Here is a 25,215-nt window from a genome sequence, read left to right on the forward strand (position 1 = left end):
GATTAATATTCTGCATCGCCTGCAAAGACGGTGCTGCACGGGCTGGCAGGTAAGGTTGACAAGTTTGCTTTTTGCATGGGAGCCAAAAGCCGAGCCTCCAGAATCGAGACATAATGGACTGACTCCCGATGAAGCGGGTAGATCGACACGATTCCGCATGTTTCAACAATCTTACCCCCAGCTCAAAAACCGGTTGCCGAACCGTTATGAAAAACAAATCATCGCTTCCCTGGATCGCCTGCCGCTTCGAGCAGTCCGCTCAACAAGGCTTCCACGCGCAGCAAAGCGCCCTGCCCTGCGTTTACAAAAGCAAGCGCCTGCACACCCATGTGCTTGCGGTATTCCTGATCGCTCAATAGACCGCTGCATGCCGCCGCCAACTCCATTGCATCATGGACCAGCAGGGCTCCGCCGGCGCTTAATAATGCATCGGCTGCCGCTTTAAAATTATGCAAACAAGGCCCCACCAATACCGGCAATGCGACAGCAGCCGGCTCCATCAGATTGTGACCGCCTACAGGCGCCAAACTGCCGCCGACAAAAGCGATATCGCTGGCTCCGTAAAACTGTTTGAGCTCGCCCAATGTGTCCAACAGGAACACGTCCGCTTCACAGGCAGTTTCCCCATCCGTTCTACGCACCAGCTTCCAACCGGCGGCGCAGCATAACTCGGCCACGGCGTCAAATCGCTCAGGATGGCGCGGCGCAAGAATCAGCACTAACTCAGGATGATCGGCACGAATGCGTTTAAAGGCTTCCAGTACCTGTGTTTCCTCGCCTTCGTGCGTGCTTGCGGCAATCCATATCGGACGCAGAACGCCGAAGCAGTTCTTGCGTAACATTGCGGCATTCGCCGCTGCTTCGGCTGGCAGTTCAATGTCGAACTTGATATTTCCTGTTGTCAGTGTTTCATCGCACCGTGAGCCTAACGCGACGAAACGCTGGCGGTCGGCTTCCGTTTGCGCAGCTATGCAGCGCACATCAGCCAGCGCCTCTCTCGTCAATGCGCCCAGCCTCGCATACCCGCGGGCTGATCGTCCGGATACTCTGGCGTTGACGATAACCACGGGAATTGCCGCGCATCGGCAGGCCCGGTAAAGATTGGGCCAGATTTCGGTTTCCATGATAACCGCCAGACGCGGCTGAAAGTGGGCCAGAAAACGCCGTACGCAGTCAGGCATGTCGTAAGGCAAATAAACGTGCAGCACCGTCTCACCCAACACCTGCGCAACGCGGCGCGAACCGGTCGGAGTGGTTGTGGTAACAACGCAAGGCAGCTCAGGAAAACGTGCCTGCATGCGTCTGATCAACGGGAAAGCAGCTTCCGCCTCGCCGACAGAAACCGCATGAAACCACAACGCGCCACCGCTGGCCGCCGGCGTGTTGTAATATCCGAAGCGCTCAGCCCAGCGCTGACGATAGGCCGGCAGTTTCCTGCCGCGCCAGTATAAGCGAGCGAGTATCAGTGGCGTCAGTAAATAGAAAAGCGAGGTATAAACCAGCCGCAACCAGAACCCGCTCATCTACAACCCTCAAGGTAAAACCACAGCGAATAAACCAAAAACAGTCTCCCCCGCCCTTAAAGCGGAGGACCAACGCGCTTAAGGAGAAACCGCAGTTCAGTTATTCCGCAACGATACTGATGGTAACGCTGGCAGTGACGTCGGTGTGGATCTGCAGCTTGATTGAGTGATCGCCCAACAGACGCAACGGACCTGAAGATAAACGTACTTCATGTTTTTCAACAGGTGCGCCCGCAGCGGTCACGGCCTCGGCGATATCGCGCGTTCCGACCGATCCGTACAACCGGCCTTCATCGCCGGCTTTGCGGGCAATAACGACGCTGAGCTGGCTCAATGCTTCTGCCCGCGCTTGTGCAGCCGCCAGATCGGCAGCAGCCTTTTTCTCCAACTCTGCCCGGCGCTGTTCGAATTCTGCAATTTTTGCAGCGCTTGCTCTTACCGCCTTGCCTTTAGGAATCAGAAAATTGCGACCATAGCCCGGGCGCACGCTGACTTTGTCGCCCAGATTACCCAGGTTCGCCACTTTTTCGAGAAGTATAATTTCCATGTGTTGCCTCAATACATAACTAAATCAGAAAAATCCCGGCACTGCGGGCCAGCTGGTCATGCCGCTTTAACGGCACGCTGCCGCCATTTCAGCCAAACATCGCTCCAGCCCAGGAAAACCAGGACTACAAGCGTCTGCGGAATGATAAAAAACAAAACGTATGCGCCAACCAGCAAAAACCTTTTGGCCCCCAGCGCCGCATGGAGCACTGCGAATCCCGCCACCAGAAATAACGTAGACACCACCATAACGATGTTGCCCGCGATTTCGGCTATCGCCCCGTCAGCCGCCACCGAGGCCAGCACCAGCCCGGCAGCCCCCCATGAAACGGCTGCATGCAGCTTAAGCGCAACGAATTCCGTGCGGAAACCGCCTGGATTATAAAGCGTTGCCTGCCAGTACCTGGCCAGCAACAAACCGAGAACCAAGCTGAGCACTGATCCCGCTGCAATCAACCCGCTCATGTAACGGGCTATCGCAGCCGCGCTCTGACTGAATTGGGCTGTATCGAACCCTGGCGGAGCCTGCTCCAAAAGCGGCTGCATAAAGCGCTGAAGGCTTTCCCCCCACATTTGAGCGGGCTCGGGTACGGCCAGATAAATACCCAGCACAACCACCATACCCAGCAGCGCCGCCAACTCCAGCGCCCAAGCCAGGCGCGCGCTTTCACGCAGGACAATCGCAACCGGCCAGACCGGGGCCCAGAGCAGTAAACCGTAGGCGAGCGCCAAAAAAGCATCGCCGGTAACAAACACCCCTCCAGCCCCCGCCACGCACAGGGACGAAACCATAACCCAAACGCTTTCTCTTGCGCCTACCCGCAATGTAACCAAACCCAAAGCAGCTGCGCTGAGCAAGCTGGCAAACGGAATAATGAGCGACAACAAAGCGAGACCGGCGATACACAGCACCGCCTGCCAGCGCCCCTTCATCACAAACTCTGCCAACCCTTTCATACGCGGTGCACGCTCACGAAGTAAAGTCTGTTTTTTCCCGATGCATGGCCCTGCCTGCATGACAACGCAATACAGGGAACATGGTCAACACACCCAAACTTCGGGCCGGCACGCTCAGCCGCTTATTCGGGATGCGAGTCGCAGAACGGCAATAATGCCAGAAAGCGCGCGCGCTTGATCGCGGTACCCAGCTGACGCTGATATTTGGCCTTGGTTCCGGTAACACGGCTGGGAATGATTTTTCCGGTTTCCGAAATATATTCCCTGAGCGTGTCCAGATCCTTGTAATCGATTTCCTTTACGCCTTCGGCGCTAAAACGGCAAAATTTTCTACGTTTGAATTGACGAGACATGTTTTCGTTCCTGATGTATTCGCAGTTTATTCTTCTTCGGCAACCACTGTTTCTTCAACAACGGCTTCAGCCACAACCGTGGTCTCCGCCTCTGCTTCCTCGTCGGCGCTGTCGGACTCCACACCTCCGGACCGTGACAGCAGCGAAGCTTCCGTGATAGCCTCATCTCTACGGATAGTAAGACTGCGCAGCACCGCATCGTTAAAACGGAATCCACTTTCCAGTTCATCCAGCGTTGCCTGATCGCACTCTATGTTCATCAGCACATAGTGCGCCTTGTGGATTTTGCTGATGGGGTAAGCCAGTTGACGGCGCCCCCAGTCCTCCAAACGATGAATAACGCCGGAAGCGCTTTCCACGATGGAACGGTAGCGTTCCAGCATGGCCGGAACCTGAGCGCTTTGGTCTGGATGCACCAGGAATACAACTTCGTAATGACGCATTATAACTCCCTACGGATTTGAGCCTTCCGTTTTATCGCGGTAAGGCAAGGAGAGGCAGCAACTTGCGCTGCCACTATTAATTTCTCAGTCTATTTCATTCTGCAATATTAATCAAGCAGAACTTAAATACTTTTCTGTTCGGCTATCACAAATTACTGCTATTGCTTATACTTCCCGCTGTACTTGAAAGTTGGTTCGCCGCTCAGGGCAACCGCTCTTCCTGTACCTTGCAAACCCATAAAACAGGAGCATCAACATGAGCAGCTTGAGTCCTTTCTCCAAACGCAACCTGATTGATGAACTTTTCAGAGACGTAAGTCCCGGCTTCTTTATACGCCCGCTGCACGGCGAGCCTCTACCGACGCAGATTAAACTCGATATTAAAGAAGGCGATAAGGATTACGTCATACATGCCGAAATTCCAGGCAGCAGCAAGGAAAACATACACGTAAATATCGAAGGCGACGTAGTTACCTTACGCGCCGAAGTCAGTCAGACGGATACCGACCGCTCCGACGACAAATTGATCCGTAGCGAGCGCTATTACGGCGAGGTGAGCCGCAGCTTCCAACTGCCGGTCGATATTGATCAGCAAGCCAGCAAGGCGCGTTATGAAAACGGCGTGCTCACGCTGACCCTGGTCAAAAGCGCCCAAAAGACAGGGCAGCGCTTGACTATCGACTAAAAGCATCAGTCATGTTCCCGCGCAAAGCGCGGGAACATGACTGCCTTATAAAATTCTCGCACGGAACGGCGGAATAGATAATTCACGGGCCGGGAGCTAGCCGCTGACACATAAGGTAGCTTATGATTGGAGCCTTAAAATTCAATGAGAGTTCATCATGATACCAACAACATCGCTCGAACGCCTGCCCATACATTACCGCGTACTTTTTACCGGTTTTTTATTAACCATAGGCGTGGGCCTGCTCATGGCGGGCGCACAGATCATGATGACGCATGGCAAAGCCGACGGTAAACCCGGCCTGTCCATGGACGACATCGTTTACAGCTATTACGGCAATCGTAACGGCTCGAAGCTACAGACCATGCTGAACGGTCAAATGAAACCTATGGCCCCCGACGAGGTGCGCTTCGAACTGGTCAAATGGGCCCAGGACGGCGCCCCCCTCAGCGACTGGAACGCCGAAATCAAACCCATAATAGATAAATACTGCACCAGTTGTCATCACGCGGACAGTTCATTACCGGACTTTAACGTATTCGAGAATGTCAAGAAGGTTGCCGAAATCGACAGAGGTGAAAGCTACACCCAGTTGACACGTGTTTCACACATCCATCTGTTCGGTATTTCCTTTATTTTCTTTTTTGTAGGCTGGATTTTCGCGCTGACCGAGTTTCCGCAGAAGTGGAAATGGATACTGATCGCAACGCCGTTCGCATTCCTGATTCTGGACGTGCTGTCCTGGTGGCTGACCAAGGCTTCGCCGGTATTCGCGTTGCTCACCATGCTGGGAGGCATAGGCTACAGTCTGGCGTCCACCGCAATGATTTTTACCTCGCTGGTGCAAATGTGGCTGCCGCGCGGTTATTGGCCCAACTTTTGGAGCAAAGAATAATAAGGTTAACGGTAACTATTCAGCTCATTAAAGCCTTCTACGGGAAACGTGTCATTAAAAGGGACTGCATTGTAATCTTCTAATGAAACACGTTGCAGGAGCGGGCTTTAGTCAGCGCAAGAGACCGATCGCAGGCTAAAGCCCGCTCCTACAACGATAGCTGAATAGTTATGATTAACGAGGTTACTTCGTAAGTATTCAGTGTAGTCGCGACTAAGGATAAGACAACCGATTCCGTCCGGGAACTTCGCAACCGTGCCGCCAGGAAAGGAGTCGCGGTTCACGACAAATGAACCACATCAGCCTTGATTTTGACCTGATGCTCCGCAGTCATTACAGTATCTTTCGAGTACACGGTAACAGTACCTTTTACCGCCTGATGTAATGCCCCCGCTTGCAGAGTTTCTACGGTATCCACTCTACGCGTATAAGTGTCCAGGTGCTGGGCAAGCGAACGAAATACCGAAGTACAAGTCTCGGCTACCATCGACAGTTGTTTAAAATGGGTGGCCATACGCCGGGACGTCCACACAGAGTCCTCCGCATATCCTTCAACTTGCGCTGCTTTTATTCTCAAGCTATTGCTGGCAATGCTCACAGAACCCTCGCTAAGGGACTCTATGCAGGTAGAAGAAACCAGCGAAATTTTCTGTTGGCTGCTCAAGCGTACGGGCCGGTCGAAATCCAGCACGGTTTCACTTTCACCCGGTCTGTGCAGTATTGCCAATATCCAGCCCGGTTCGCCAACAACGGCATGAGCTGCGGGCGGCGACAACAACACCAGATCACCTTCGACGGGTTCAACCAGACAGCTAAACGCCTTGCGGGCATATCGTCTGACACCGTTTTCATCCGTCAATTCAAAAGGCTGCCGCGCTGCGCCTGCGCGGTCCACATACGCCTGAAGCAATGCTTCTGCGGACCGTTCGAGATAGGCCACTGTACTTTTGGACGTTCTATTCATCTGTTTTCCCCGTTGCAAGCTTGCCAATTTTCTGCTTTAAGACGATCTTCATCGTCTCCGCTATATGAAATTACATCGGCATAATCTGTAATAACCGCTTTATTTTTAATGCCATGCAGCTTTGTCCTGAATAGCCGCGCCTTGATAAAATCTGCTTTCTCCACCACCATATGAGCCAGATCACAATCACTAAGATCGGCATTTTTGAAGTGGGTTCGCAGCGCTATTGCTTTTTCGAAACTGGAATTAGGACTGCTCATGCAGGTCATGCGTGCATCGGTCAGATTGGCTTCGGCAAAGGAAGCCCCCGTAAAACGGCTGTGACATAAATCGGCCCCGGTGAGATCGGCCTTCATAAATACGACCGCGTCGCCGCTTGCTCCCCTGAAATTGGCTGAGCGCAGTTTTCCTCCGCTAAAACTGGAAAATCCGAGCTGCGCATTTTCGAAGTTACAGCCGGAAAAGTCGGTTCCGCCAGCGCGTACAGAGAAAAATTCGCAACCGGAAAAGTCCTGATGCGGCAGACTGCAATCCTGCAGCAGCACTCGGTGCAAACGCGCTTGAGTCAATATTGCTCCAGCCATTGTACATTTCACAAATGCCGCACGCTCAAGATTTGCCTGGGTCAGATCGGCCCGATTCATATTGCACTCAGCTGCGACGATATTATCCAGATACAGACTTCGCCAGTTTACCGACATCATTTCGCATTCGGTGAATACGGCTTCGTTAATCTGAGCGCCGTTAAAATCCGCATGGTTCAGCTTGCAACTGGTCCACACGCTATTGCGTAAATTAGCGCCGGTAAAATCGGCTTGACTTAAATCTGTTCCGGTTGCAATAAACTCGCTTAAATCCGCGCCGCAAAAACGCGCGCCTATGGCATTGAAATGCGTCCAGATAGCCTTGTGCAATACGCAACCCGAAAAATTGGCGCCCGCCAGCTCACAGTCCTTAAAAGCGGCGCCGATCACTTGCGCACCGGTAAAGTTTGCATGAGTCAAATTACAACGCGAAAACACCACGCCGGTAAGATTGTGTTCAGAAAAATCCAGGTTGGACAAATCCGCGTCCTCGACATACTCGCCCAGCACGGCAAGCGCAACTACCTCCTCCACCGTCATCGGTTTCATTACTACATCGCCAACACTTTGACTTGCGTAGGCACGATACTGGTTCCTACACAATTAGGTGATTGTCCATTTTGTTTGGTGGTGCTGGTAAGCCGCTGTACCGGTTTACCGTCAACCAGTACGGTATTGCATCCAACCACGAACTCCGTAGGCCCCATAATGAGATTGGACGCAACGCCCATCAACACCCCCGCCTGATCTCCATTACTCGTTAAAATCGAAGTCATTTGATGTACCGAAGGCATAAAATCCAGCAATACCTTGTTTCCGGTTGAAGAAGGATTGGCCGTGCTGTTGGTCGATATATTGGGATAGGGAATAGGCACCACCGCCGGGCCGACCGGGGTCTTGCAAACGTCGGGCATTGCCATATTCATGCCGCCGGAAATATTATGCATAAACACAGTTTAATTCTCCTGCTCTTCCGCGCGCATTAGCGCTTTTATTCGCTGTTTTTGGGTGAGGCCCGATGAGGCGGTGAAAGCCGCATCCAACCGGGTATCGATGAAGTCCGCCTGATAAAAATCGACTGCGTAAAAGCAGGCCTCCGATAAATCGGTTTTACGGAAGGCCGACTTGCGCCATGATCCTCCCATCATATTGACGCCGCTAAAATCGGCGTTCGCTACATTGCACTTGGTCACAGATGCGCGTAAACCGCGCGACCGGCTCCAATCGGCATGGCTAAGATCGACTTTTTGCAAATAGCCGTCGTCGAAGATCGCTTTTCTGGCCGTCACGCCGCGCGCGGAAATATTCATCTGGCTGGTGCGCGACAAATCCGCTCCGTCGAAACAGCTACCGTCCAGCGCCGTGCCTTCGCCACCCACAACCAGCCCCTCCAGCTTCGCGCCGGCGGCGCGTATCAGGCGGGCATCTGACTCCCATATCGTCATATCGGATGAACGGCTTTTTTCCAGACAGGATTCGGCGATACTGCTGCGATTAATAAAACCGGCCTTCCACTCGCTGCCAGAAAAATCAGCTTGCTGCGCCTGGGTTTCGATCATGACCAAATCATCCATTCCTGCGTCCCGGAAACACGCGCCCGCCAGATCAGACTCGTTGAACACGGAGGATTGCAGTTGCGCCCCGGTAAAATTCGCATGCGAAAAGCTGCAGCCTAAAACCTTCATGCCTTTGGCATGCGCTCTTACGAAAAGGCTGTTGACGGCAAGGGTATGATGCAGCCAGATACTATCCTGAAGATGAGACTCGCTGAAATCGGCTTCGCTGGCGTCGGCCGCATCGAAACGCGCATTGTTTAACCGTGCGCCATTCAACCGGCTGCCTTTAAGGTTGGTGCGCACAAAATGCGCGCCTTCGAACCGGCCCGAAGATAAATCCAAGCCCGAGAGATCAAGATCGGTGAAGTTGAACCCCACCATGGATTCCGATTTTGCATGCATGTCTATCACCCGCTCACGAGTCATGGTTCTCAGAAAAGGATGTTGCTCTCCCATATCAAATTCGGTTTGAGCCTGCTGAGTTCCGGCCAGACGGGCCTTCATGTTTTCGATTGCCTGGTCTGTTTCAGTAACTTGCTTATCGTTTTCCGCTTCCATTTTGCGCAATTTAGCCAAATCGTCTGCAGATATTTTGGCGCACGCTTCGGGCGGTAAAGATGCCAGCATTTCGTCCATCCCCAGCATTTTGGGGCGGGACTTCAATGCTTTCTCAGCCTCTGCCGCCAAATCCGGTATTTTAGCGCCGGGCGGCGCATTTTTTTCCAGCGTAGACTGTAACTCGGCCAAGTGCTCCTTCAAACTTTTTTCAATTTCTTGCTCAATATCCATACGGCATGTCCATCATTTATTTGAGCTTAAGTTTTTGGTCATAGAATCGGTCATTTCAATAAACTGGTCTAACATTGCATTTTTATCGATATTGGCCTGCACGATATTCTTCCGGCTTGCCTCTACCTCCAACATATATTCCTCTATGTCGGCAAGCTTTTGCTTTAGTGGACTACCTCCGGTAGCAGCTACGGACTCCGTTTGGTCTAAGGTTTTTTCGATCTGGCGCAATAAGTCGTCCTTTTGTTCCTGCAGGTTATTTAGTATATCGGCCAGTCTTTCGGAAGGGCGCACCGGTAATTCACTGGTGGCGGAAATTTCTACAGTGCTGCCCTTTAGCGGGTTTTCCGCTGCTTGACGAGCCATTTCGGCTTTAGTTTCATCAAGTTTTTGCAGTGCTTTTTGGTAAGCGGCGGGATTTTGCTGTTTAAGCCCGGCGATTTGATCGTGTATACCGGCCAAGGTCTTTTCCATTTCCTTGTTTTCGGCAACAATGCTGTCCGCCAGCGGCATAATGGCAGTGGGTTCGGATTTTATTGCTTCCGCTTCGCGCAGAGCCTGACTCAATTCTATCCTGGAGCGCAGAATTTTTCGATGAAGTGCAATTTGTTCGGCTGTCCCAAAGGCAGGTGCTTGCATTAGCGCGTCGATTTCGGCCTGAGTCTCAAGATTTTCCTTCAGCAGCGATTCTGCAGTCGTCTCCGACACCGCAGACGGCCGATCGAAATCGATTTCCTCTTTCAATTGACGCAGTTTATCTGGAATCGCCTTTAGCTTCTCGGCCGATGCATTGAGTTCCTCGTCCAGTCCTGGAATCAACGGGGACAAGTCATACGGCACGGTGCGCTGCAGCCGTTCGCTCAACTCTTGCTCCCATTTATCGAGAGATCGTGGTGCCGCCAGCGCCGACTCGGTCACCGTAAAAATCAATTCAACATCATCGGCATCATCGTCGGCTATCGGGAACACTCCGCGCGCAAGCGTCAATCCGCGCAGCTGTTCAGGCCATAACCAAACGGTATCGATCTGCAACGCCGCTTCAACAAACATCAAATGTTCGCCTTGTTGCTGGCGGATGAAAGCGCGTTGCCTAACCAACGGCAAATGGCTCAGCAACAGCGCCTCCCCGGGGTGCATGTGATACACTCGGATTTCGTCTCCGGGGAAGAAATAGCCTTGGTCCAAGCGCTGATCCGGCGCCGCGCAGTTGAAATAGCAGGGATCGAAGTCGTCCGGATAATGCGGCCAGCGGTTTTCCAGCCAACGCTGATCGTAGGTTCCCATATTGCGATAACGGCGCGGGTCCATAAAATCCAGCATTCCATAACCCGCCGGCTCAGGCCGATCCGAAGTCGATTGAACAAACGCACCGGTTTCGATGTTGGGCAACGGCCAATAATCGAACGGCGCTGTGGGCTGTAAGCCTTGACCATACGGATTCATTACATAGCTTTCACCGCCAAATGCGCGCTCCGAACTCAAAGGCATCGACACGAACGGTTTTGGTTGCGACATGCTCAATGGAGTCTCGCTACCTGCGGGCAGCCACTCCCTGTCGCCGAAGACATAAAGATTCTTCGCGACATTCCCGACGCGGACACTTACTTCAGATGAAGCAATCGGGGCTCCCGTGGCTGACCAGCATCGACCGCAGGCCAAAAACTCGCCCACCGGCTTGGGATTGCCCTCATCCAGCGACGCATCCTTGCCCAGCGTTTCAGCGGCCAGCTTCCACATATCGATTTCGGTTCCGATCTGTTCCGGCCGCTCCAGATCAAAAAAACAACCCACCGCCACAGAAAGAAACAAATTCCCTTTCAAGCCTAAAGGACGCATAAACAACGGATGGGTAAATTCCTTAATAACTTTCAATGGACTACCTTTTTAGCCGTCACAGAAAATGAAACACAAATAATGTGCTTTTCCTTCCAGCATAGGATATTATTTCAAACTGGAAACGATTATATCAACGCTTTCTTAATTAGAATAAACTCTGTCGTCATAAAGAAGTAAAAGCTCCAACTTTAAACAGCCCATTATATACACGAGCACTATGCGTTGAAACTTTTGAACTTAACTTTTCAACTGCGCTATTTACCTGTACCACGCTCGATTCTACTTTTTCAACTTTTGTACTTACCTGATCCAGGCTTGTTTGCACTTTTTTAACTTCAGTATTAATTTCTTCGGTGATCGCCGTTCTCTTCTTTTTCTCCGCCTCGGCTTTATCATCTTTAACCTGGGTAGATATAGTCGTTATATTATCCTGTATCGTTTTTAAACTCGTTTTTCGGGTAAACAGATTATTTTTGTTAAATTCAACCTTTGACTCACTGGTCTTGGTATTGAAAAGCTCGGCGCAGTTTCCCGTTACCGTCTTAAAGGTATCCCCCAGTATTACATCGGTCACGGTTCCTGTCACCGTTTTCGTCGCGGGCCCTCTTATGGACTCTGTTTTAGCTCCAATAGTAGAGCTCCATGTCCACCCGAAAATATCTTCGCGTTTAAAACCCACCACATTGGCTTTGTATCCGATAAGATAAGACGACATATACCCACCGAGGTAGGTTGAGGCCGCAGCGCCAACGACCGATGAAGTGTATTCGCCCCAAACGATGGAGTTTGAAAAACCGTATATATTGGACCGTTTATCCTGACCGGTAAACGCCATGGTGCCTGACGTTTGCAAACCGATGCCGTCGTAAGTCGGAGTGCTGCTTGATTCAGCACCTACCCCTTTTGCCGCGTTGGGAGGCGCGCCTATACTAATTCTTGAACCGCATACCGGAGAAAATAAATGTACGCCCTGCTGCCCGTCCTGATCGTAAAACTCGAGACTGTTGCCGCCGCCTGTTTGTATCATCGCCTGTGTCTGATTTTCGTTTTTCACCAAATTCGGGTTAACCGAATTATGAACAGCGCCGAGGATAACCGGCTTGTCCGGGTTGCCGTTTTCAAACGACAGTAACACCTCCGCGCCTTTATGCAGTGGGAAGTGCATGCCATGAGCCGAACATTCGTCACCCGGTCCGGCATAGGGACTCGCCATGCGTATCCAGGCGGAAGCCCTTGTTGCGCCTTTTTCGGTAATATCGTAAGGAAGTTGAACCTTGTATTCGCCAAACTCGTTAAGCTCGGCGTATTTACCATCGCCTTCCGCATCGATGACCGCGTTGAGCGTTCCTTCGATTTTCGGCCAGGGGTGCACAATTTCCGGCCTGAATTGCACTTCAGCAGGAATAGCGCTAAAGCTCGCCTGATAAAAATCATTGCCCGGGCTATCGCCCTGCACCGGCACATTCAGTCCTTCCAGCAACAGCCCGGCTTGTGATCCGCGATGGGATATCCGGGTCAGCAAATAGCGCTGATTAAAATCGGTTCGGTAATGACCCGCAAGCTCCATCAAATAACCGCAGCGCATCCCGGTCGCGCTCGATTCTCCGCCGAATTGCCGCCCGCGGCAAATCAGACCTTCCGCCCTGATTTTAGCCAGGGCCTGCGCCGCTTCGTTGGTCTTGACGTATAAACCGTAATAGGTGACTTCGCCTATACCCATGGGGTCGACCTGGGCGCTACCCTTGATTTCCAGCGAAGCTTTTTTATAATGGTAATCCATTACCGTCACTTGTTTGGGTAGACTTTGTGCGAATAGATTAAAACTCTGTACCCGGCGGATACGGGTAATATCGGCGTCCAACTCACCAGCCGGCTGATAATTCAATTTAATGACATGCGCATCATGATTCCTGAAGTTGTTGCCGAACACAACCTGTTCGCCGTTCTGCTGCTGGCTGTACCACCAATAAATACCCAGGTGCTCACACCATCGAGATAAGAAATCAAGATAACTTTCCTTGTATTGGCAGATAAAGCCTTGAGTATCATACCCGGCGGGCTGCATATAATTCAGGTTGTATTCGTTGCTGAACAGCCCGGCATTATCCATGACGGTTTTCAGTAATTCAGGCGGAGCTTTACTCAGATATACCTCGGACAAATGATACTGCGCCAGCCGCCATAGCTTGGGTACCAGCACCGCCTTGTAAAAAGTCCAGCCGCTAATTTGATGGAGTTGTTCGAAGGATTGGATCAGTCCGATATAACAGGTGTCCTTGCCTTGCGCTATGCCGTCGTTCAGTGTAAAACTTACTGAATGACCTATCAGCTTACGTTCGTCAATATCGTTACGAGACGAGACAAGCAACATATTGAAGCGGTAAAGTTCGGCCAGCGATTCTTCGCCTTCAAAACTCACTACTTCCAGCGTGGTTCCTGCGTTCAATTGCTCGCAAATGAACGAAAAACGGCGGTTGGAACCGGCTAATTGGCTATTCATACTCGACATGCCTCATAATAGTATTAAAAAATCCATACAACTGTTCAGACTCCGCCCTGTATCCTCTTCAAAGAAAGCGAAACGGCGGCCTCATCGATTGTCCCACATGAAGCCCGCGCAATGCGAAATATGTGTTGGACCTTATCCACCAGAGCCGCTAAAGCCTTATCCGGGCTACATTATTCTGAGGTTCCAGAATGGCAAGCGGACCACCGTTGAACAGCAAAGAGCAAATAACCATATAATTCATTGCGATATATTATTATTTATTGTTGATTACGATGTAAAGTTTCTGTCTCATCCCGCCTTGATTCCATACTAGCATGGCCGCATCACCCAATGATGACAATTTCAAGACTCTCGCACGCTTGCCCAACATGCGCACTTTACTTCCGGGAAGGAGTGATGCGATGTGAGGAAATCATTCTCCTATACCGTTGACATTCCACAGTCATCAATTGTTCCATGCCAGGTGGAGGGAAGCGCTGATTTATTCGAATCCACACTGGATCAATTAGGTAATATCAATGCTTTGAATTTCAGGTTTGCTAGAGAAAAAAACAAATCGCGTTTCCCTGGCTGAAATTGTAACCCGATATTTACTCAGGGTATTATTGATATTCCACCACTTCGAGATGATCGGGTTCGAGGGCGTTCTGATACCGTTCCCACATTAGTGTAAACGCTCGTTCGATGTTGCATGTAAAACGCACCGTATCGAACAAGGGATATACATGGAGATGCGCGGCCAGTTTTTGCTTGATTAATGCGAGGCGTTCTGGTTGTACGGCAAGATTGATCGCCAATGACCGGTAAGCGTCGTGCGAATGAACGATCAATTCAGGCAATCCCAGCGCATTAAGCAAACTGGCGGCCACTCTGCCAGAAAACGTCTCCCCTAAACAGGTCAACACTGGTAAACCGGCTCTAAGCGCATCGCTCGCGGTAGTATGTGCGTTGTAATAAAGCGTATCCAAAAATATATCCGCCAACTTCTGCCGCGACAGATGTTCGGATAAAGACAGGCGCGGGGCGAATACGATGCGCTCCGGCATCACTCCATATTTCCTCGCCTCTTTCCGTAAATTTGAAGTCAGAACCGGACTGCCTTCCAGTAGCCATAATACGCTGTCATCGACCTGGAGAAGAATCTGCATCCAGAGTTGAAAAACATCGGGTGTGATTTTAAAGCTATTGTTAAAACAGCAATATACAAATGCATTTTCGGGCAATCCCGCATCCATACGGGTTGGACACTGTCCGGATAAAGGCTGAAGAGAGCTATTGACCTGATAAGTATGAGGCAAATAGACGATTTTTTCGCTATAAAAACACCGTTGATCGGTCGGAATCACGACAGGGTCGGCAATCAGGTAATCAATATGGGAGACGCCCGAGGTGCCGGGATAACCGAGATAACTCGCTTGTATCGGTGCTGGATGCAACGCGAACAATCCGGGTCTGGCGTTGGTAGTATAGCCGTTGATATTGATCGCAATATCGATTTCCAGTTGCCGGGCAATCGCCGCAATCTCCTGATCGGTTTTATCGCTGACGTCAATAAAACGATCAACTCCCGCATGAAGCCTCAGCCGCATTTCATCTTCGCCGGATTTCCCGTATGAAAATGCAAGTACCTCAAATCGATCGCGATCATGCTGCTCGAACAGCTCGGCGATCAAATAAGCGGTAACATGATTATGAAAGTCGGCGGAAAAATATCCGAGGCGGATTTTACTATGTTTGTAGCGGACAACTGCGCCAGACGAGATGGCTGGCTCAAGACCTCTTTCCCGCACAAAAATCCCGGCGCAACGTTTCTGCTGCTCCGGAGTCGAGGGTATTGTCAGCGCAATAAAGGGAGCCGTAACAGGCTCGCCCGCGTCTATACCGCTTAGTGCCGATGCGAAAAGCGCAGATATGCCGTCCCAGTCCGCGTCATGCATTTTACAGTGTATATACTGGCCCAACGCAAAAGGATAATAGGCATCGAGCGCAATGGCTTGCTGAAATAAAGGCGCGGCGTCAGCATAACGCCCTAATTTTACCAGCGCATTCCCGAGGTGGCTGTACGGCTCAGCCGAACCCTGGGTTAGCTCTATCACCTTTAGGTAGGCGGCAACCGCTTCATCATGCTGATTAAGCCCGGTGAGTACATTGCCCAGGTTATGGTAAGCATCAGCAAAACCGGGCGCCCATGCAATGGCTCGCCGATAGGCGGCTACGGAATCTTCATACCTGTGCAGCTCGCTCAGAGCGACGCCGAGGTTATTGCAGGCATCCGCGTAGCCGGGTTCAAGGGCGATAGCCCGTTGGTAGCCGGCTATCGCTGACTCGTTGAGTCCCTGCCGATGATAAGATAGCCCAAGCAGATAATGGGATGACGCATGGTTTGGGTAGGCGGCGACGATGTTTTCGAGTAGCTTTGCAGCCTGTGTCGCGCTACCGCAGCAGCGCAGCAAACGCAACGCTTCATTGAAATGAGCTTCAGCCTGCTCCGTATTCACGCTCAAACACTCTCAAAGCCAGCCAACTTTTTTTAACCTGTGATACAGCCAAACACAGGAAAGACAAACAAACCCCAGCGTCACCGGATAGCTGTATTGCCACTCCAGTTCAGGCATATACCGGAAATTCATGCCAAACAGACTGAAGACCATGGTAGGAATAGCCAGAATGGCTCCCCATCCGGCCAGACGCTGCACTACTTCGTTCTGATCGACCGTAATCAGGGTGAGATTGACCGACATCGCTGCGGTCAACATTTCTCGCATGCTTTCCATGGACTGGTTAAGCCGCTTCACATGATCGTAAATATCCCGAAAATACAACCGCATATCTTTCGGAATCATCACAGAATGGAAACGCGTTAATGCGCTGCAGATATCCAGCAACGGAACCGCTGCCGCCTGCAGCAGCAGCATTTCGCGTTTGAGCTCGTAAAGTTTTACCAGGGTTTTCCGGTTAAAGCGCGACTCGAAGATATCGGCTTCGAGCTTTTCCAATCGCTGCTGAAAATCGAGCAGCACCGGGCTATATTGATCGACAATTGCGTCCGTGATGACATAAAGCGGGAAACCGGGTCCTCTGGAAAAACCTTGCGGCGCGCTCTCGCAACGCGTACGAATCTTTTCGTAATTCAGCGTTGAGCCATGAGTAACGGTAACCAGGAACTGCAAACCGACAAAAACATGCGTCTCGCCGAAAACGACTTCGCCTCCAACCTGCGTCAGTTCGGCGGTCTGCAATACCACGAACAGCGTATCTCCGTACTCTTCCAGCTTGGGACGCTGTTGGGCCATTTGAGCATCTTCCACCGCCAGGTCGTGTAAACCGAACTCTTCCTGGATCTTTTTCAGCAACTCCTGATCCGGCTCATTCAGATCCAGCCAGACAAAACTGCCTTCCTGCAGTAACACATCGCTGATTTCGTCCAGCGCGATACTACATGCCACGTTGCTTTTTTTATAAGCCCTGCAGTTGACAACCATGGAGGCCATTGCGCCTGTTTCGTATCCAATAGCACTGCCTGCCGCCTCATGTGCAGACACTATGGCAAGCTTGTTTGGAACCCTGTCGTCAACCGGGGAGCCGGGTTTATCCCTGGTTTTCTTTTTAATCGACCCCATACCGTACCTTTTTACCTCTGAAAACGACAACGGGTCTGAGCGGCATGCCGCTCAGACCCGTGTCAGGTTTATTTTTTACGGCAGCGCGCTTCAGGCGGCAGTAAAAATATTACGGAAAATTGCAAACAAAATACCGGACAACGCCATAGAAGCAGGCAATGTCAAAATCCAAGCCGTCAGAATATTTCTGATTGTCGCCCATTGCAACCCTGATCCGTTCGAAGCCATGGTGCCGGCGACGCCGGAAGACAGCACATGCGTAGTGGAAACCGGCAAGCCCAGTACATCAGCCATGCCTATCGTCACGGCCGCCACCGTTTCCGCGGCAGCCCCCTGGCCGTAGGTAAGATGGGTTTTACCTATTCTCTCGCCAACGGTCACAACAATTCGCTTCCAACCGATCATGGTGCCCAAGCCCAATGCCAGCGCGACACCGACTTTAACCCACACAGGAATAAAGCGCACGGCGCGGCCGATAGATTTACTGTAATCGGAAATTTCTTTCTTGTCCTCGGCAGATAGATTTATCGGATTTTTCTTTTCGAGTATTTTGAGCGTTTCACTGACGATATACAGGTCGTTACGCAAGTTCGAAACCAGCTCTGTCGGCACATTCGCCAACGTCTTGTAATCGTTTACCCGCCCGGATAAATCGCGGATGCTGTGCTGAAGCGCCGAAGTAGAGTTATCGTGCCATTTCTTATCGCGTACGGTCGCTTCAAGCGCACTTTTGGCATTTTCCGCCGTTACCGCGTTTTCAGGCTTGACGTATTTATCCAACAGTTGGACCGCCGCTTGCGAAGTTTTACGGAACTCATCCAAAACCGAAATATCCGGCGTTCTATTCAATGCAAACGCGGTAGGCACGACACCGACCAGGATCAGCATGATCAACCCCATGCCTTTTTGACCGTCATTGGAGCCATGAGCGAAGCTGACCAGGGTGCAGGTACCGATTAAAACGGAACGTATCCACAAAGGAGGTCCTTTTTTCGTGTCAGGCTCCTTGAACAACTGTTCGTTTCTTACGATTACCTTAAGCGCCAGCAACAGCAAAGCCGCAGCAAGAAAGCCGAAGATAGGGGAGAACAGCAGAGACAAACCGACTTCCGTCGCCTTGCTCCAGTTGACACCGCTGGTCAGCGTACCTTCCGGAGCCAAAACCTGGTTTGCAATACCGACACCGATAATGGAACCGATCAGGGTGTGCGAACTTGAACTCGGCAAGCCCAGCCACCAGGTACCCAGATTCCATAGTATCGCAGCAAACAACAGCGCAAACACCATGGACATGCCCGCACCGCTGTTGACCTGAAGTATCAGCTCGACCGGCAAAAGAGAAACGATGCCCCAAGCCACGGCGCCGTTAGCCATGTTGACGCCCAGAAAATTAAACGCTCCGGACCAGACCACGGCAAAATGCGGCGGCATTGAGCGAGTGTAAATAACAGTCGCAACAGCATTCGCGGTATCGTGAAAGCCGTTGACAAATTCAAACCCAAGCGCAATAAAGAGCGCGGTCACCAGCAACAGCCAGGGCACAGCCTGCGCGACGCCCGCATCGGCAGCGTGCACTGCTTCGATCAGAGAGTAAACCACGTAAATGGCGCCTCCCAACAGGATCGATAAAATAAGGCCTAACCCAAAACGCCCTAGCGATGAGTTCGACTGAAAAACCGGATGCGCTTCAGTTGCACTGGTAGCTGACATATTACAATCCCCAAAAAGTAATTGGTTGAGCTGTGAGTCGAAATTAACCTGCTTCATCTTAGCCATACACCATTACAACTTGATGACGGTCCAACATGACTGTAAAATTTTTGTAAAAATTTTGAGGCCGCACCTGTTGCGGCAGCGTACTTTTCCACCAAACAATTACCTGCCTCTGACAAAGGCGGGACGATCCCTTCAACCGGGTTTATTGATGATAACCCATATTTTATGACGCCTCCCAAATCGATCATGAGCGCTTTGGACAAAGAGACGTCCAATAAGATTGTTCCTTCTCATCAAGCAGGTTTTTTCAAGATTTGCTGTTGTGTATTGAACGCAACTACCGAAGAATAGAATTAGACTCTATCCAGACCTTGGGAGTACACAATGCCCATCAACCTCAGCAACGTCAGTTTACCGGTAAAACTGCTGTTTTCAGGCTACCTGATGATTATCGCCATCGGCTACGGAATGGCGACCATCCAGATCCTGGTCACACATGGCATGGCGGACGGAAAATTCGGTCTATCCATACAGGATATCGTTTACAGCTACTACGGCAACCGCTCAGGCTCTCACCTCGAAAGCAAGCTCAACGGCTCCATGAAAGCCAATGCGCCGGAACAGGATCGCTTTGCGCTGATACAATGGGTACGCAGCGGCGCAGGGGAGCGGGATTATCTCGACCATGCCAAGGCCATATTTGATACCCGTTGCGTTCCCTGCCACAACGCCGACGCCGGCGGACTGCCCGATTTCAGCCGGCTGGACAACATAAACAAATACACGCACCCCGACAGCGGCGCCACCCTGGCATCCCTCGCACGGGTGTCGCACATTCACCTGTTCGGCATCGTCTTTATTTTCATGTTTGTCGGCGGTATTTTTTCGCTGACTTCCGGGGTGCCGCTTGCCATAAAATGCACCGCCATCGTGACCCCTTTCGTATTTTTACTATTGGATATCGCATCCTGGTGGCTGACCAAGCTTAACCCGCATTTTGCCTGGCTCGTTATACTCGGAGGCGCCGGTCTCGCGATGGCTTTTGTCTTCATGTGGGTCGTATCCATGTATGAGATGTGGGTATTGCCCAGGTATTTACGCCGCTAAAGATTTCAGTGCCATCAGGAGAATGTAGTGATATATTTGCAACCAAAGCAAGTCCAGATGTAGAGGTTTAGCCTGAGATGCCGGGGAATCCAGAAATCAAACACGACGAGGGCGCATCGCTGCAAGAAGCAGCCCCCAAACTCAAACGCCCTCCCCTGTTCAAGGTCATTCTGCTGAATGACGACTTTACTCCCATGGATTTTGTTATCCATATTCTGAAATCGTTTTTCAATATGGATGAAGCCAAGGCGACGCGCGTCATGCTGCAGGTTCACACGCAGGGGACGGGAGTTTGCGGCATTTTCAGCCGCGACGTGGCGGAAACCAAGGTTCGTCAGGTTAACGAGTTTTCCCGCGAGCATCAGCATCCGTTGCTGTGTTCCATGGAAGAAGCCTGAGCCTGAATAGCTTACCGTTTAGTTTTTCAAAGAGGAGAACGCCATCATGTTGGGTAAGGAACTCGAACAATCGTTAAACACGGCCTTCCGCAGAGCCTTCGAAAAGCGGCACGAGTTCATTACCGTCGAGCACCTGTTGCTGGCGATGACGGAAAACGCCACGGCAGCCAATGTCCTGCGCGCCTGCGCATGCAATATCGAGCAGCTAAAAACCGAACTGGATTCTTTTCTCGATGAAACAACGCCGTTAATCGCCCCAGGAGTCAAGAAAGATACGCAACCGACGCTCGGATTCCAGCGCGTGATGCAACGCGCGGCCTTCCACGTGCAATCCTCCGGCAGGCAAGAGGTAACCGGGGCCAACATTCTGGTGGCATTGTTCGGCGAACAGGACTCCCATGCAGTCTATCTGCTGAACAAGCAGGAAATTACGCGTCTGGACGTGGTCAACTACATCTCGCATGGCGTTTCCCGCATTCGTGAATCGGACGAATCCACCCACCATAAAGCAAATAGCGGTCAGGAAGACGCCGAAAACAGCAGTGTGATCAATCCGTTGGAAAAATTCGCTTCCGACTTGAACGAGCTGGCGCGCAGGGGCGAGATAGACCCGCTCATAGGTCGAAGAGAAGAAGTCGAGCGCACCATCCAGGTGCTGTGCCGCCGCCGTAAAAACAATCCGTTGCTGGTCGGAGAGGCCGGCGTAGGTAAAACCGCCATTGCCGAAGGCCTGGCGAAAAAGATAGTCGAAAACGATGTGCCGGACGTATTGCGCGACAGCATCATATACTCGCTCGACCTCGGCGCGCTGGTAGCCGGGACCAAATACCGCGGCGATTTTGAAAAACGCCTCAAAGGCTTGCTGACACAGATAAAAAAACAGAAAAACGCCATCCTGTTTATCGATGAAATTCATACCATCATCGGCGCCGGCTCCGCATCGGGCGGCGTCATGGATGCATCGAACCTGATCAAACCGATGCTGGCGTCCGGCGCGTTGCGCTGCATAGGCTCCACCACCTATCAGGAGTATCGCGGTATTTTCGAAAAAGATCGGGCGCTGGCGCGCCGCTTTCAGAAAATCGACATTCACGAACCCAACGTCGAAGAAACCTATCAGATACTAAAGGGTTTGAAATCCCGTTTCGAACAGCATCACGACGTCAAATATTCGCTTGCAGCGCTCAAAACCGCCGCAGAGCTGTCGAACCGCTATATCAACGACCGGTTTCTGCCCGACAAAGCCATAGACGTCATCGACGAAGCAGGCGCATCGCAACGCCTGCTGCCCGCGTCGCGGCGCAAAAAACTGTTGGGGACCCAGGACATAGAAGATGTCGTCGCCCGAATCGCACGCGTCCCGGCCAAGACGGTTTCCACGCATGACAAGGATAAGCTGAAAAACCTGGAAAAAAACCTGGCGCTGCTGGTCTTCGGACAAAACGAGGCCATTTCCGCGCTGGCGTCGGCCATCAAGCTGGCACGGGCCGGTTTACGCGAACAGCAGAAGCCGATCGGTTCGTTTCTGTTTTCCGGCCCTACCGGCGTCGGTAAAACCGAGGTCTGCCGCCAGCTTGCAGCGGCGATGGGCATAGAGCTGATACGCTTCGACATGTCGGAATACATGGAACGGCACACAGTTTCACGGCTGATCGGCGCGCCGCCGGGCTATGTCGGCTACGATCAGGGCGGACTGTTGACCGACGCCGTCAACAAGACGCCGCACGCCGTGCTGTTGCTGGACGAAATCGAAAAAGCGCATCCGGATGTATTCAACCTGCTGCTTCAGGTCATGGATCACGGCACGCTCACCGACAACAATGGACGCAAGGCCGATTTTCGCAATATCGTTCTCGTCATGACCACAAACGCCGGCGCTGCGGAAACCGACCGCGCTTCCATCGGCTTTACCCACCAGGATCACAGCAGCGACGGCATGAAAGCCATAGAACGCCTGTTTTCACCCGAATTTCGCAACCGGCTCGACGCAATTATCCCGTTTAAGGCACTGGATCGCGACGTTATCAGGCAGGTTGTTGACAAGTTCATGTTCGAACTGGAGTCGCAGCTCGCCGAAAAACATGTCACTCTCGTGCTGGAATCCGAGGCGCGCGAATGGCTGGCGGAGCACGGTTGCGATACGCGCATGGGTGCGCGGCCAATGGCCCGCGTAATTCAGGAAAACATCAAGAAACCGCTTGCGGAAGAATTGCTGTTCGGCAAACTGGCTCATGGCGGCACGGTCAGAATCGGCGTGAAAGACGACCATCTGAGCTTCGAGATCACCGGCTCGCATCACAAAGAGAAGGCATTGGAAGCGGAAGTGCATTGAGCGCACCTTCTCGCTGATGAATACAAGCCGTCCACGAATCGCTGTGCAGAACGGATATCTCCAATCATATTGAGAACAGACACCGGCTGCATTAAAAGGGAAGAGCCGAATTGCAGCCCCGATAACACGCGCTGAGCCCCTCACCCTGCAAGGCCGCCTTTCGCTTTGGACTTGCGGTGTCTGGAATTTCGTTTGGGGATATTATGTTAAAGTTGCCGGATCCAGCTTTTACTCAAAACATACGCCTGCATTTGAAGTTCCGGATAATGGTTTATGCCGCGGCCTGTTTAACGGCCTGGTCATGCGCTTCTCTAGCCGATGCACACACGCTGGCCGGAAACTGGTTCAAGGAACCCGATAGCTGGGTCTATCAAGGACAAATCGATCTTGCCGACGCAGGACTTGAACCGATAGACAAGATATATCTGACAGGCGGCCGTTTCTGGCAGCAGGCGGATTTTGAAGTGAATACGAGCGATCATTATGTGCTGGACTTCAAAAACACCAGCGTTATCGGCTATTTTCGCCATATCATCCTGAATGCGTCGGGGTATCCGCTAGTCGATGTAAGGGGAGGAATACAAAGCAGCGAAACCAACCCGTTCTTTCTGCGGCACGGTCGCGAAGCCGACCTTCCCGCAGGACGATACCGTTTGCTGACTGAACTGGATTCCCCGGTTTTCGTCGCTTACCCGCAACCGTATCTGGACACGCTGGAACATTATCGGCAAGCGATCAAGCAGTGTAACGCATTGACGCTGCTGTGCATGGGCGTACTTCTAAGCTTGATCGTCTATTACATGGCCCAGGCGCTCGCCGGCCGGCGCCTGTCGGACGCCATGTACTCCCTTTTCATCCTTTGCGCTTTTGTATTCGGAAGCTCTACGCTACTGGTGTTTTCGGAGCTGTTCGGCATGCGCTCAATGTTCCCGGTCAGAACGCCCATCCTGTTCGCCAGTTGCGCCTATGTGCTGTTTGTCATGGCGCTGCTGAAAATCCGCGCCGACAATTATCCGCGTCTGCGTATGGCCGGCGAGGCAGTTCTCGCGCTGCTTTGCGTGATGGTAATAGTGGGTTTGGCACTGCCGAATTGGGACATTGAGATCACCCGTTACGCTCTTGTCCTGTTTTCGTTCTACGGCATGTGTAATGGTTTAATGAACCCGGACACTTCCAAAGGCAGAATTTATACTGTCAGCAGAGGTGAGCATGAAGACAAACGAGACAAAATACAAGCGCCCCAAATACAGTCTGGAATTCAAGCAGGATGCCGCCAAGCTGGTTCTTGAAAAAGGCTACAGCCTGAACCAGGCTGCCGATCATTTGGGCATATCATTAAGTGCCCTGGGACGCTGGGTCCGGGCGGAACGCAAGCCTTCCGGCAATGAGTCTGCGACGAAAAAGCCAGGCTTGAATCTGGGGGATCACGATGAATTGATTCGTTTGCGTAAGGAAATTGAACAATTACGCATGGAGCGTGAAATCTTAAAAAAGGCCGCAGTCTTCTTTGCGAAAGAAGCCGAATAAAGTACGGGTTTATTCAGGTGCAACAGAAGACGTATCCAGTGACCGTGCTCTGTCGAGTGATGCAGGTGAGTACCAGTGCGTATTATGAGTGGTTAAAAGCCCGACAGGACAGCGATAAGGATCAACAAGATCAAAAGCTTGCCGAGAAGGCGAGGCAGATTTTCATCGACAATAAACAGTGCTTTGGTTCGCGTCGTTTAGCGGATCGATTGCAAAAACAAGGTCATGCCGTTGGGCGTTTTAAAACGCGGCGCATCATGCGAGATTTAAAGTTGAAGGTTCGCTATCCCAGGCGAGTTAAGGTCACCACCGATAGTAACCATAACGAGGCCATTTCGCCCAACCGCTTGGACCGGCAATTCCAGGTTGCCAAACCCAATCAAGTATGGACGACAGATATTACCTACGTGTGGACCCTACAAGGCTGGCTTTATGTCGCGGTGGTCATCGATCTGTTTTCCCGGCAAGTCGTGGGCTGGGCGATTGATGATCACATGCGGACCTCGCTGTGCGTCAAGGCCTTGCAAATGGCCTTCTGGCGCCGTAAGCCGCCACCCGGTCTGTTGCATCACTCGGATCGTGGCAGCCAGTATGCGAGCCGGGAATATCGCCGGCATTTAGAAGTGATGAAGATGGAACAGAGTATGAGCCGTAAAGGGAACTGTTGGGACAACTCGCCGACCGAACGCTTTTTTCGCAGCTTGAAGCATGAGCAGCTCAACTACGAAAAATTCAAGACCCAAGAGGCCGCAAAACTGAGTGTGATCGATTATTTGGCTTTTTATAATGGCCGTCGTTCACACTCAATATTGGGTTATCAGACCCCTCTCGAATTCGAGCGGGAATTTTATCGAAACGCTGCCTGAACAGGTGTC

Annotated in this window: 22 protein-coding genes; 8 read left to right on the forward strand and 14 right to left on the reverse strand. The window is 51.7% G+C overall.

All coding sequences use genetic code 11. The features are described from left to right. Window positions 1–218: 218 nt before the first annotated feature. The 5 genes from waaA to rpsF form a co-directional block, all read right to left on the reverse strand. Window positions 219–1,523 carry a lipid IV(A) 3-deoxy-D-manno-octulosonic acid transferase gene (gene waaA, locus F6R98_RS13840; RefSeq protein WP_153249541.1) on the reverse strand — a complete coding sequence of 435 codons (1,305 nt, stop codon included), beginning with the start codon at window positions 1,521–1,523 and terminating at the stop codon, window positions 219–221. A 100-nt stretch (window positions 1,524–1,623) separates the two neighbouring features. After that, window positions 1,624–2,070 carry a 50S ribosomal protein L9 gene (gene rplI / locus F6R98_RS13845; RefSeq protein ID WP_153249542.1) on the reverse strand — a complete coding sequence of 149 codons (447 nt, stop codon included), beginning with the start codon at window positions 2,068–2,070 and terminating at the stop codon, window positions 1,624–1,626. Window positions 2,071–2,126: 56 nt separating this feature from the next. Beyond that, window positions 2,127–3,026: a hypothetical protein gene (locus F6R98_RS13850; RefSeq protein ID WP_153249543.1), complete on the reverse strand. Its 900-nt coding sequence runs from the start codon at window positions 3,024–3,026 to the stop codon at window positions 2,127–2,129. Window positions 3,027–3,148: 122 nt separating this feature from the next. Next, a complete protein-coding gene (gene rpsR / locus F6R98_RS13855; protein WP_153249544.1) occupies window positions 3,149–3,379 on the reverse strand; it encodes a 30S ribosomal protein S18 in 231 nt (76 codons plus the stop codon). Window positions 3,380–3,405: 26 nt separating this feature from the next. Beyond that, window positions 3,406–3,822, reverse strand: coding sequence for a 30S ribosomal protein S6 (rpsF, locus tag F6R98_RS13860; protein ID WP_153249545.1), 417 nt, complete (start codon window positions 3,820–3,822; stop codon window positions 3,406–3,408). A 256-nt stretch (window positions 3,823–4,078) separates the two neighbouring features. Here rpsF and F6R98_RS13865 point away from each other — a divergent pair, with 256 nt between their 5' ends. Both F6R98_RS13865 and F6R98_RS13870 read left to right on the forward strand, forming a co-directional pair. After that, window positions 4,079–4,507 carry an Hsp20/alpha crystallin family protein gene (locus tag F6R98_RS13865; protein ID WP_153249546.1) on the forward strand — a complete coding sequence of 143 codons (429 nt, stop codon included), beginning with the start codon at window positions 4,079–4,081 and terminating at the stop codon, window positions 4,505–4,507. 157 nt (window positions 4,508–4,664) lie between these two features. Continuing rightward, window positions 4,665–5,402, forward strand: a complete 738-nt coding sequence (locus tag F6R98_RS13870) for an elongation factor-1 alpha (RefSeq protein WP_153249547.1) — start codon at window positions 4,665–4,667, stop codon at window positions 5,400–5,402. 280 nt (window positions 5,403–5,682) lie between these two features. Here F6R98_RS13870 and F6R98_RS13875 read toward each other — a convergent pair whose 3' ends face one another. The 9 genes from F6R98_RS13875 to F6R98_RS13915 all read right to left on the reverse strand — a co-directional run bounded on the left by F6R98_RS13875 (window position 5,683) and on the right by F6R98_RS13915 (window position 18,970). After that, a complete protein-coding gene (locus tag F6R98_RS13875) occupies window positions 5,683–6,366 on the reverse strand; it encodes a DUF3540 domain-containing protein (RefSeq protein WP_153249548.1) in 684 nt (227 codons plus the stop codon). Continuing rightward, on the reverse strand, window positions 6,363–7,499 hold the full coding sequence (locus F6R98_RS13880; RefSeq protein WP_153249549.1) for a pentapeptide repeat-containing protein: 1,137 nt from the start codon (window positions 7,497–7,499) through the stop codon (window positions 6,363–6,365). Before F6R98_RS13880 ends, F6R98_RS13875 begins: the two co-directional genes overlap by 4 nt. Window positions 7,500–7,501: 2 nt before the next feature. Further along, a complete protein-coding gene (locus tag F6R98_RS13885; protein ID WP_228125252.1) occupies window positions 7,502–7,897 on the reverse strand; it encodes a DUF4150 domain-containing protein in 396 nt (131 codons plus the stop codon). 9 nt (window positions 7,898–7,906) lie between these two features. Further along, on the reverse strand, window positions 7,907–9,295 hold the full coding sequence (locus F6R98_RS13890; RefSeq protein WP_153249551.1) for a pentapeptide repeat-containing protein: 1,389 nt from the start codon (window positions 9,293–9,295) through the stop codon (window positions 7,907–7,909). 12 nt (window positions 9,296–9,307) lie between these two features. Beyond that, window positions 9,308–11,167: a DUF2169 family type VI secretion system accessory protein gene (locus F6R98_RS13895; RefSeq protein WP_153249552.1), complete on the reverse strand. Its 1,860-nt coding sequence runs from the start codon at window positions 11,165–11,167 to the stop codon at window positions 9,308–9,310. A 127-nt stretch (window positions 11,168–11,294) separates the two neighbouring features. Beyond that, window positions 11,295–13,631, reverse strand: coding sequence for a type VI secretion system Vgr family protein (locus F6R98_RS13900; protein WP_194269947.1), 2,337 nt, complete (start codon window positions 13,629–13,631; stop codon window positions 11,295–11,297). A gap of 611 nt (window positions 13,632–14,242) precedes the next feature. Continuing rightward, entirely contained in the window at window positions 14,243–16,138 is a 1,896-nt protein-coding gene (locus tag F6R98_RS13905) for an O-linked N-acetylglucosamine transferase, SPINDLY family protein (RefSeq protein WP_228124880.1), read from the reverse strand. Window positions 16,139–16,150: 12 nt separating this feature from the next. Beyond that, entirely contained in the window at window positions 16,151–17,260 is a 1,110-nt protein-coding gene (gene corA / locus F6R98_RS13910; RefSeq protein ID WP_228124881.1) for a magnesium/cobalt transporter CorA, read from the reverse strand. Window positions 17,261–17,350: 90 nt separating this feature from the next. Beyond that, window positions 17,351–18,970 carry an inorganic phosphate transporter gene (locus F6R98_RS13915; RefSeq protein ID WP_153249555.1) on the reverse strand — a complete coding sequence of 540 codons (1,620 nt, stop codon included), beginning with the start codon at window positions 18,968–18,970 and terminating at the stop codon, window positions 17,351–17,353. 390 nt (window positions 18,971–19,360) lie between these two features. Here F6R98_RS13915 and F6R98_RS13920 point away from each other — a divergent pair, with 390 nt between their 5' ends. The 6 genes from F6R98_RS13920 to F6R98_RS13945 all read left to right on the forward strand — a co-directional run bounded on the left by F6R98_RS13920 (window position 19,361) and on the right by F6R98_RS13945 (window position 25,206). Continuing rightward, window positions 19,361–20,083, forward strand: a complete 723-nt coding sequence (locus F6R98_RS13920; RefSeq protein WP_153249556.1) for a cytochrome c family protein — start codon at window positions 19,361–19,363, stop codon at window positions 20,081–20,083. Window positions 20,084–20,160: 77 nt separating this feature from the next. Beyond that, on the forward strand, window positions 20,161–20,481 hold the full coding sequence (gene clpS / locus F6R98_RS13925; RefSeq protein ID WP_153249557.1) for an ATP-dependent Clp protease adapter ClpS: 321 nt from the start codon (window positions 20,161–20,163) through the stop codon (window positions 20,479–20,481). Window positions 20,482–20,527: 46 nt separating this feature from the next. Beyond that, window positions 20,528–22,813 carry an ATP-dependent Clp protease ATP-binding subunit ClpA gene (gene clpA, locus F6R98_RS13930; RefSeq protein WP_153249558.1) on the forward strand — a complete coding sequence of 762 codons (2,286 nt, stop codon included), beginning with the start codon at window positions 20,528–20,530 and terminating at the stop codon, window positions 22,811–22,813. Window positions 22,814–23,016: 203 nt separating this feature from the next. After that, complete coding sequence (locus tag F6R98_RS13935) at window positions 23,017–24,102, forward strand: hypothetical protein (RefSeq protein WP_153249559.1); 1,086 nt, start codon at window positions 23,017–23,019, stop codon at window positions 24,100–24,102. Then, window positions 24,023–24,340: a transposase gene (locus F6R98_RS13940; RefSeq protein WP_153248169.1), complete on the forward strand. Its 318-nt coding sequence runs from the start codon at window positions 24,023–24,025 to the stop codon at window positions 24,338–24,340. The genes F6R98_RS13935 and F6R98_RS13940 overlap by 80 nt, the downstream gene beginning before the upstream one ends. Window positions 24,341–24,357: 17 nt before the next feature. After that, on the forward strand, window positions 24,358–25,206 hold the full coding sequence (locus tag F6R98_RS13945) for an IS3 family transposase (RefSeq protein WP_265588086.1): 849 nt from the start codon (window positions 24,358–24,360) through the stop codon (window positions 25,204–25,206). Window positions 25,207–25,215: the final 9 nt, after the last annotated feature.

Source organism: Candidatus Methylospira mobilis, from assembly GCF_009498235.1.
Lineage (GTDB): Bacteria > Pseudomonadota > Gammaproteobacteria > Methylococcales > Methylococcaceae > Methylospira > Methylospira mobilis.

Bases quoted from the DNA above. Each gene is read 5' to 3' on its own strand.
- waaA (WP_153249541.1), bottom strand. From the start codon at position 1,523: ATGAGCGGGTTCTGGTTGCGGCTGGTTTATACCTCGCTTTTCTATTTA.
- rplI (WP_153249542.1), bottom strand. From the start codon at position 2,070: ATGGAAATTATACTTCTCGAAAAAGTGGCGAACCTGGGTAATCTGGGC.
- F6R98_RS13850 (WP_153249543.1), bottom strand. From the start codon at position 3,026: ATGAAAGGGTTGGCAGAGTTTGTGATGAAGGGGCGCTGGCAGGCGGTG.
- rpsR (WP_153249544.1), bottom strand. From the start codon at position 3,379: ATGTCTCGTCAATTCAAACGTAGAAAATTTTGCCGTTTTAGCGCCGAA.
- rpsF (WP_153249545.1), bottom strand. From the start codon at position 3,822: ATGCGTCATTACGAAGTTGTATTCCTGGTGCATCCAGACCAAAGCGCT.
- F6R98_RS13865 (WP_153249546.1), top strand. From the start codon at position 4,079: ATGAGCAGCTTGAGTCCTTTCTCCAAACGCAACCTGATTGATGAACTT.
- F6R98_RS13870 (WP_153249547.1), top strand. From the start codon at position 4,665: ATGATACCAACAACATCGCTCGAACGCCTGCCCATACATTACCGCGTA.
- F6R98_RS13875 (WP_153249548.1), bottom strand. From the start codon at position 6,366: ATGAATAGAACGTCCAAAAGTACAGTGGCCTATCTCGAACGGTCCGCA.
- F6R98_RS13880 (WP_153249549.1), bottom strand. From the start codon at position 7,499: ATGAAACCGATGACGGTGGAGGAGGTAGTTGCGCTTGCCGTGCTGGGC.
- F6R98_RS13885 (WP_228125252.1), bottom strand. From the start codon at position 7,897: ATGCATAATATTTCCGGCGGCATGAATATGGCAATGCCCGACGTTTGC.
- F6R98_RS13890 (WP_153249551.1), bottom strand. From the start codon at position 9,295: ATGGATATTGAGCAAGAAATTGAAAAAAGTTTGAAGGAGCACTTGGCC.
- F6R98_RS13900 (WP_194269947.1), bottom strand. From the start codon at position 13,631: ATGAATAGCCAATTAGCCGGTTCCAACCGCCGTTTTTCGTTCATTTGC.
- corA (WP_228124881.1), bottom strand. From the start codon at position 17,260: ATGGGGTCGATTAAAAAGAAAACCAGGGATAAACCCGGCTCCCCGGTT.
- F6R98_RS13915 (WP_153249555.1), bottom strand. From the start codon at position 18,970: ATGTCAGCTACCAGTGCAACTGAAGCGCATCCGGTTTTTCAGTCGAAC.
- F6R98_RS13920 (WP_153249556.1), top strand. From the start codon at position 19,361: ATGCCCATCAACCTCAGCAACGTCAGTTTACCGGTAAAACTGCTGTTT.
- clpS (WP_153249557.1), top strand. From the start codon at position 20,161: ATGCCGGGGAATCCAGAAATCAAACACGACGAGGGCGCATCGCTGCAA.
- clpA (WP_153249558.1), top strand. From the start codon at position 20,528: ATGTTGGGTAAGGAACTCGAACAATCGTTAAACACGGCCTTCCGCAGA.
- F6R98_RS13935 (WP_153249559.1), top strand. From the start codon at position 23,017: ATGTTAAAGTTGCCGGATCCAGCTTTTACTCAAAACATACGCCTGCAT.
- F6R98_RS13940 (WP_153248169.1), top strand. From the start codon at position 24,023: ATGAAGACAAACGAGACAAAATACAAGCGCCCCAAATACAGTCTGGAA.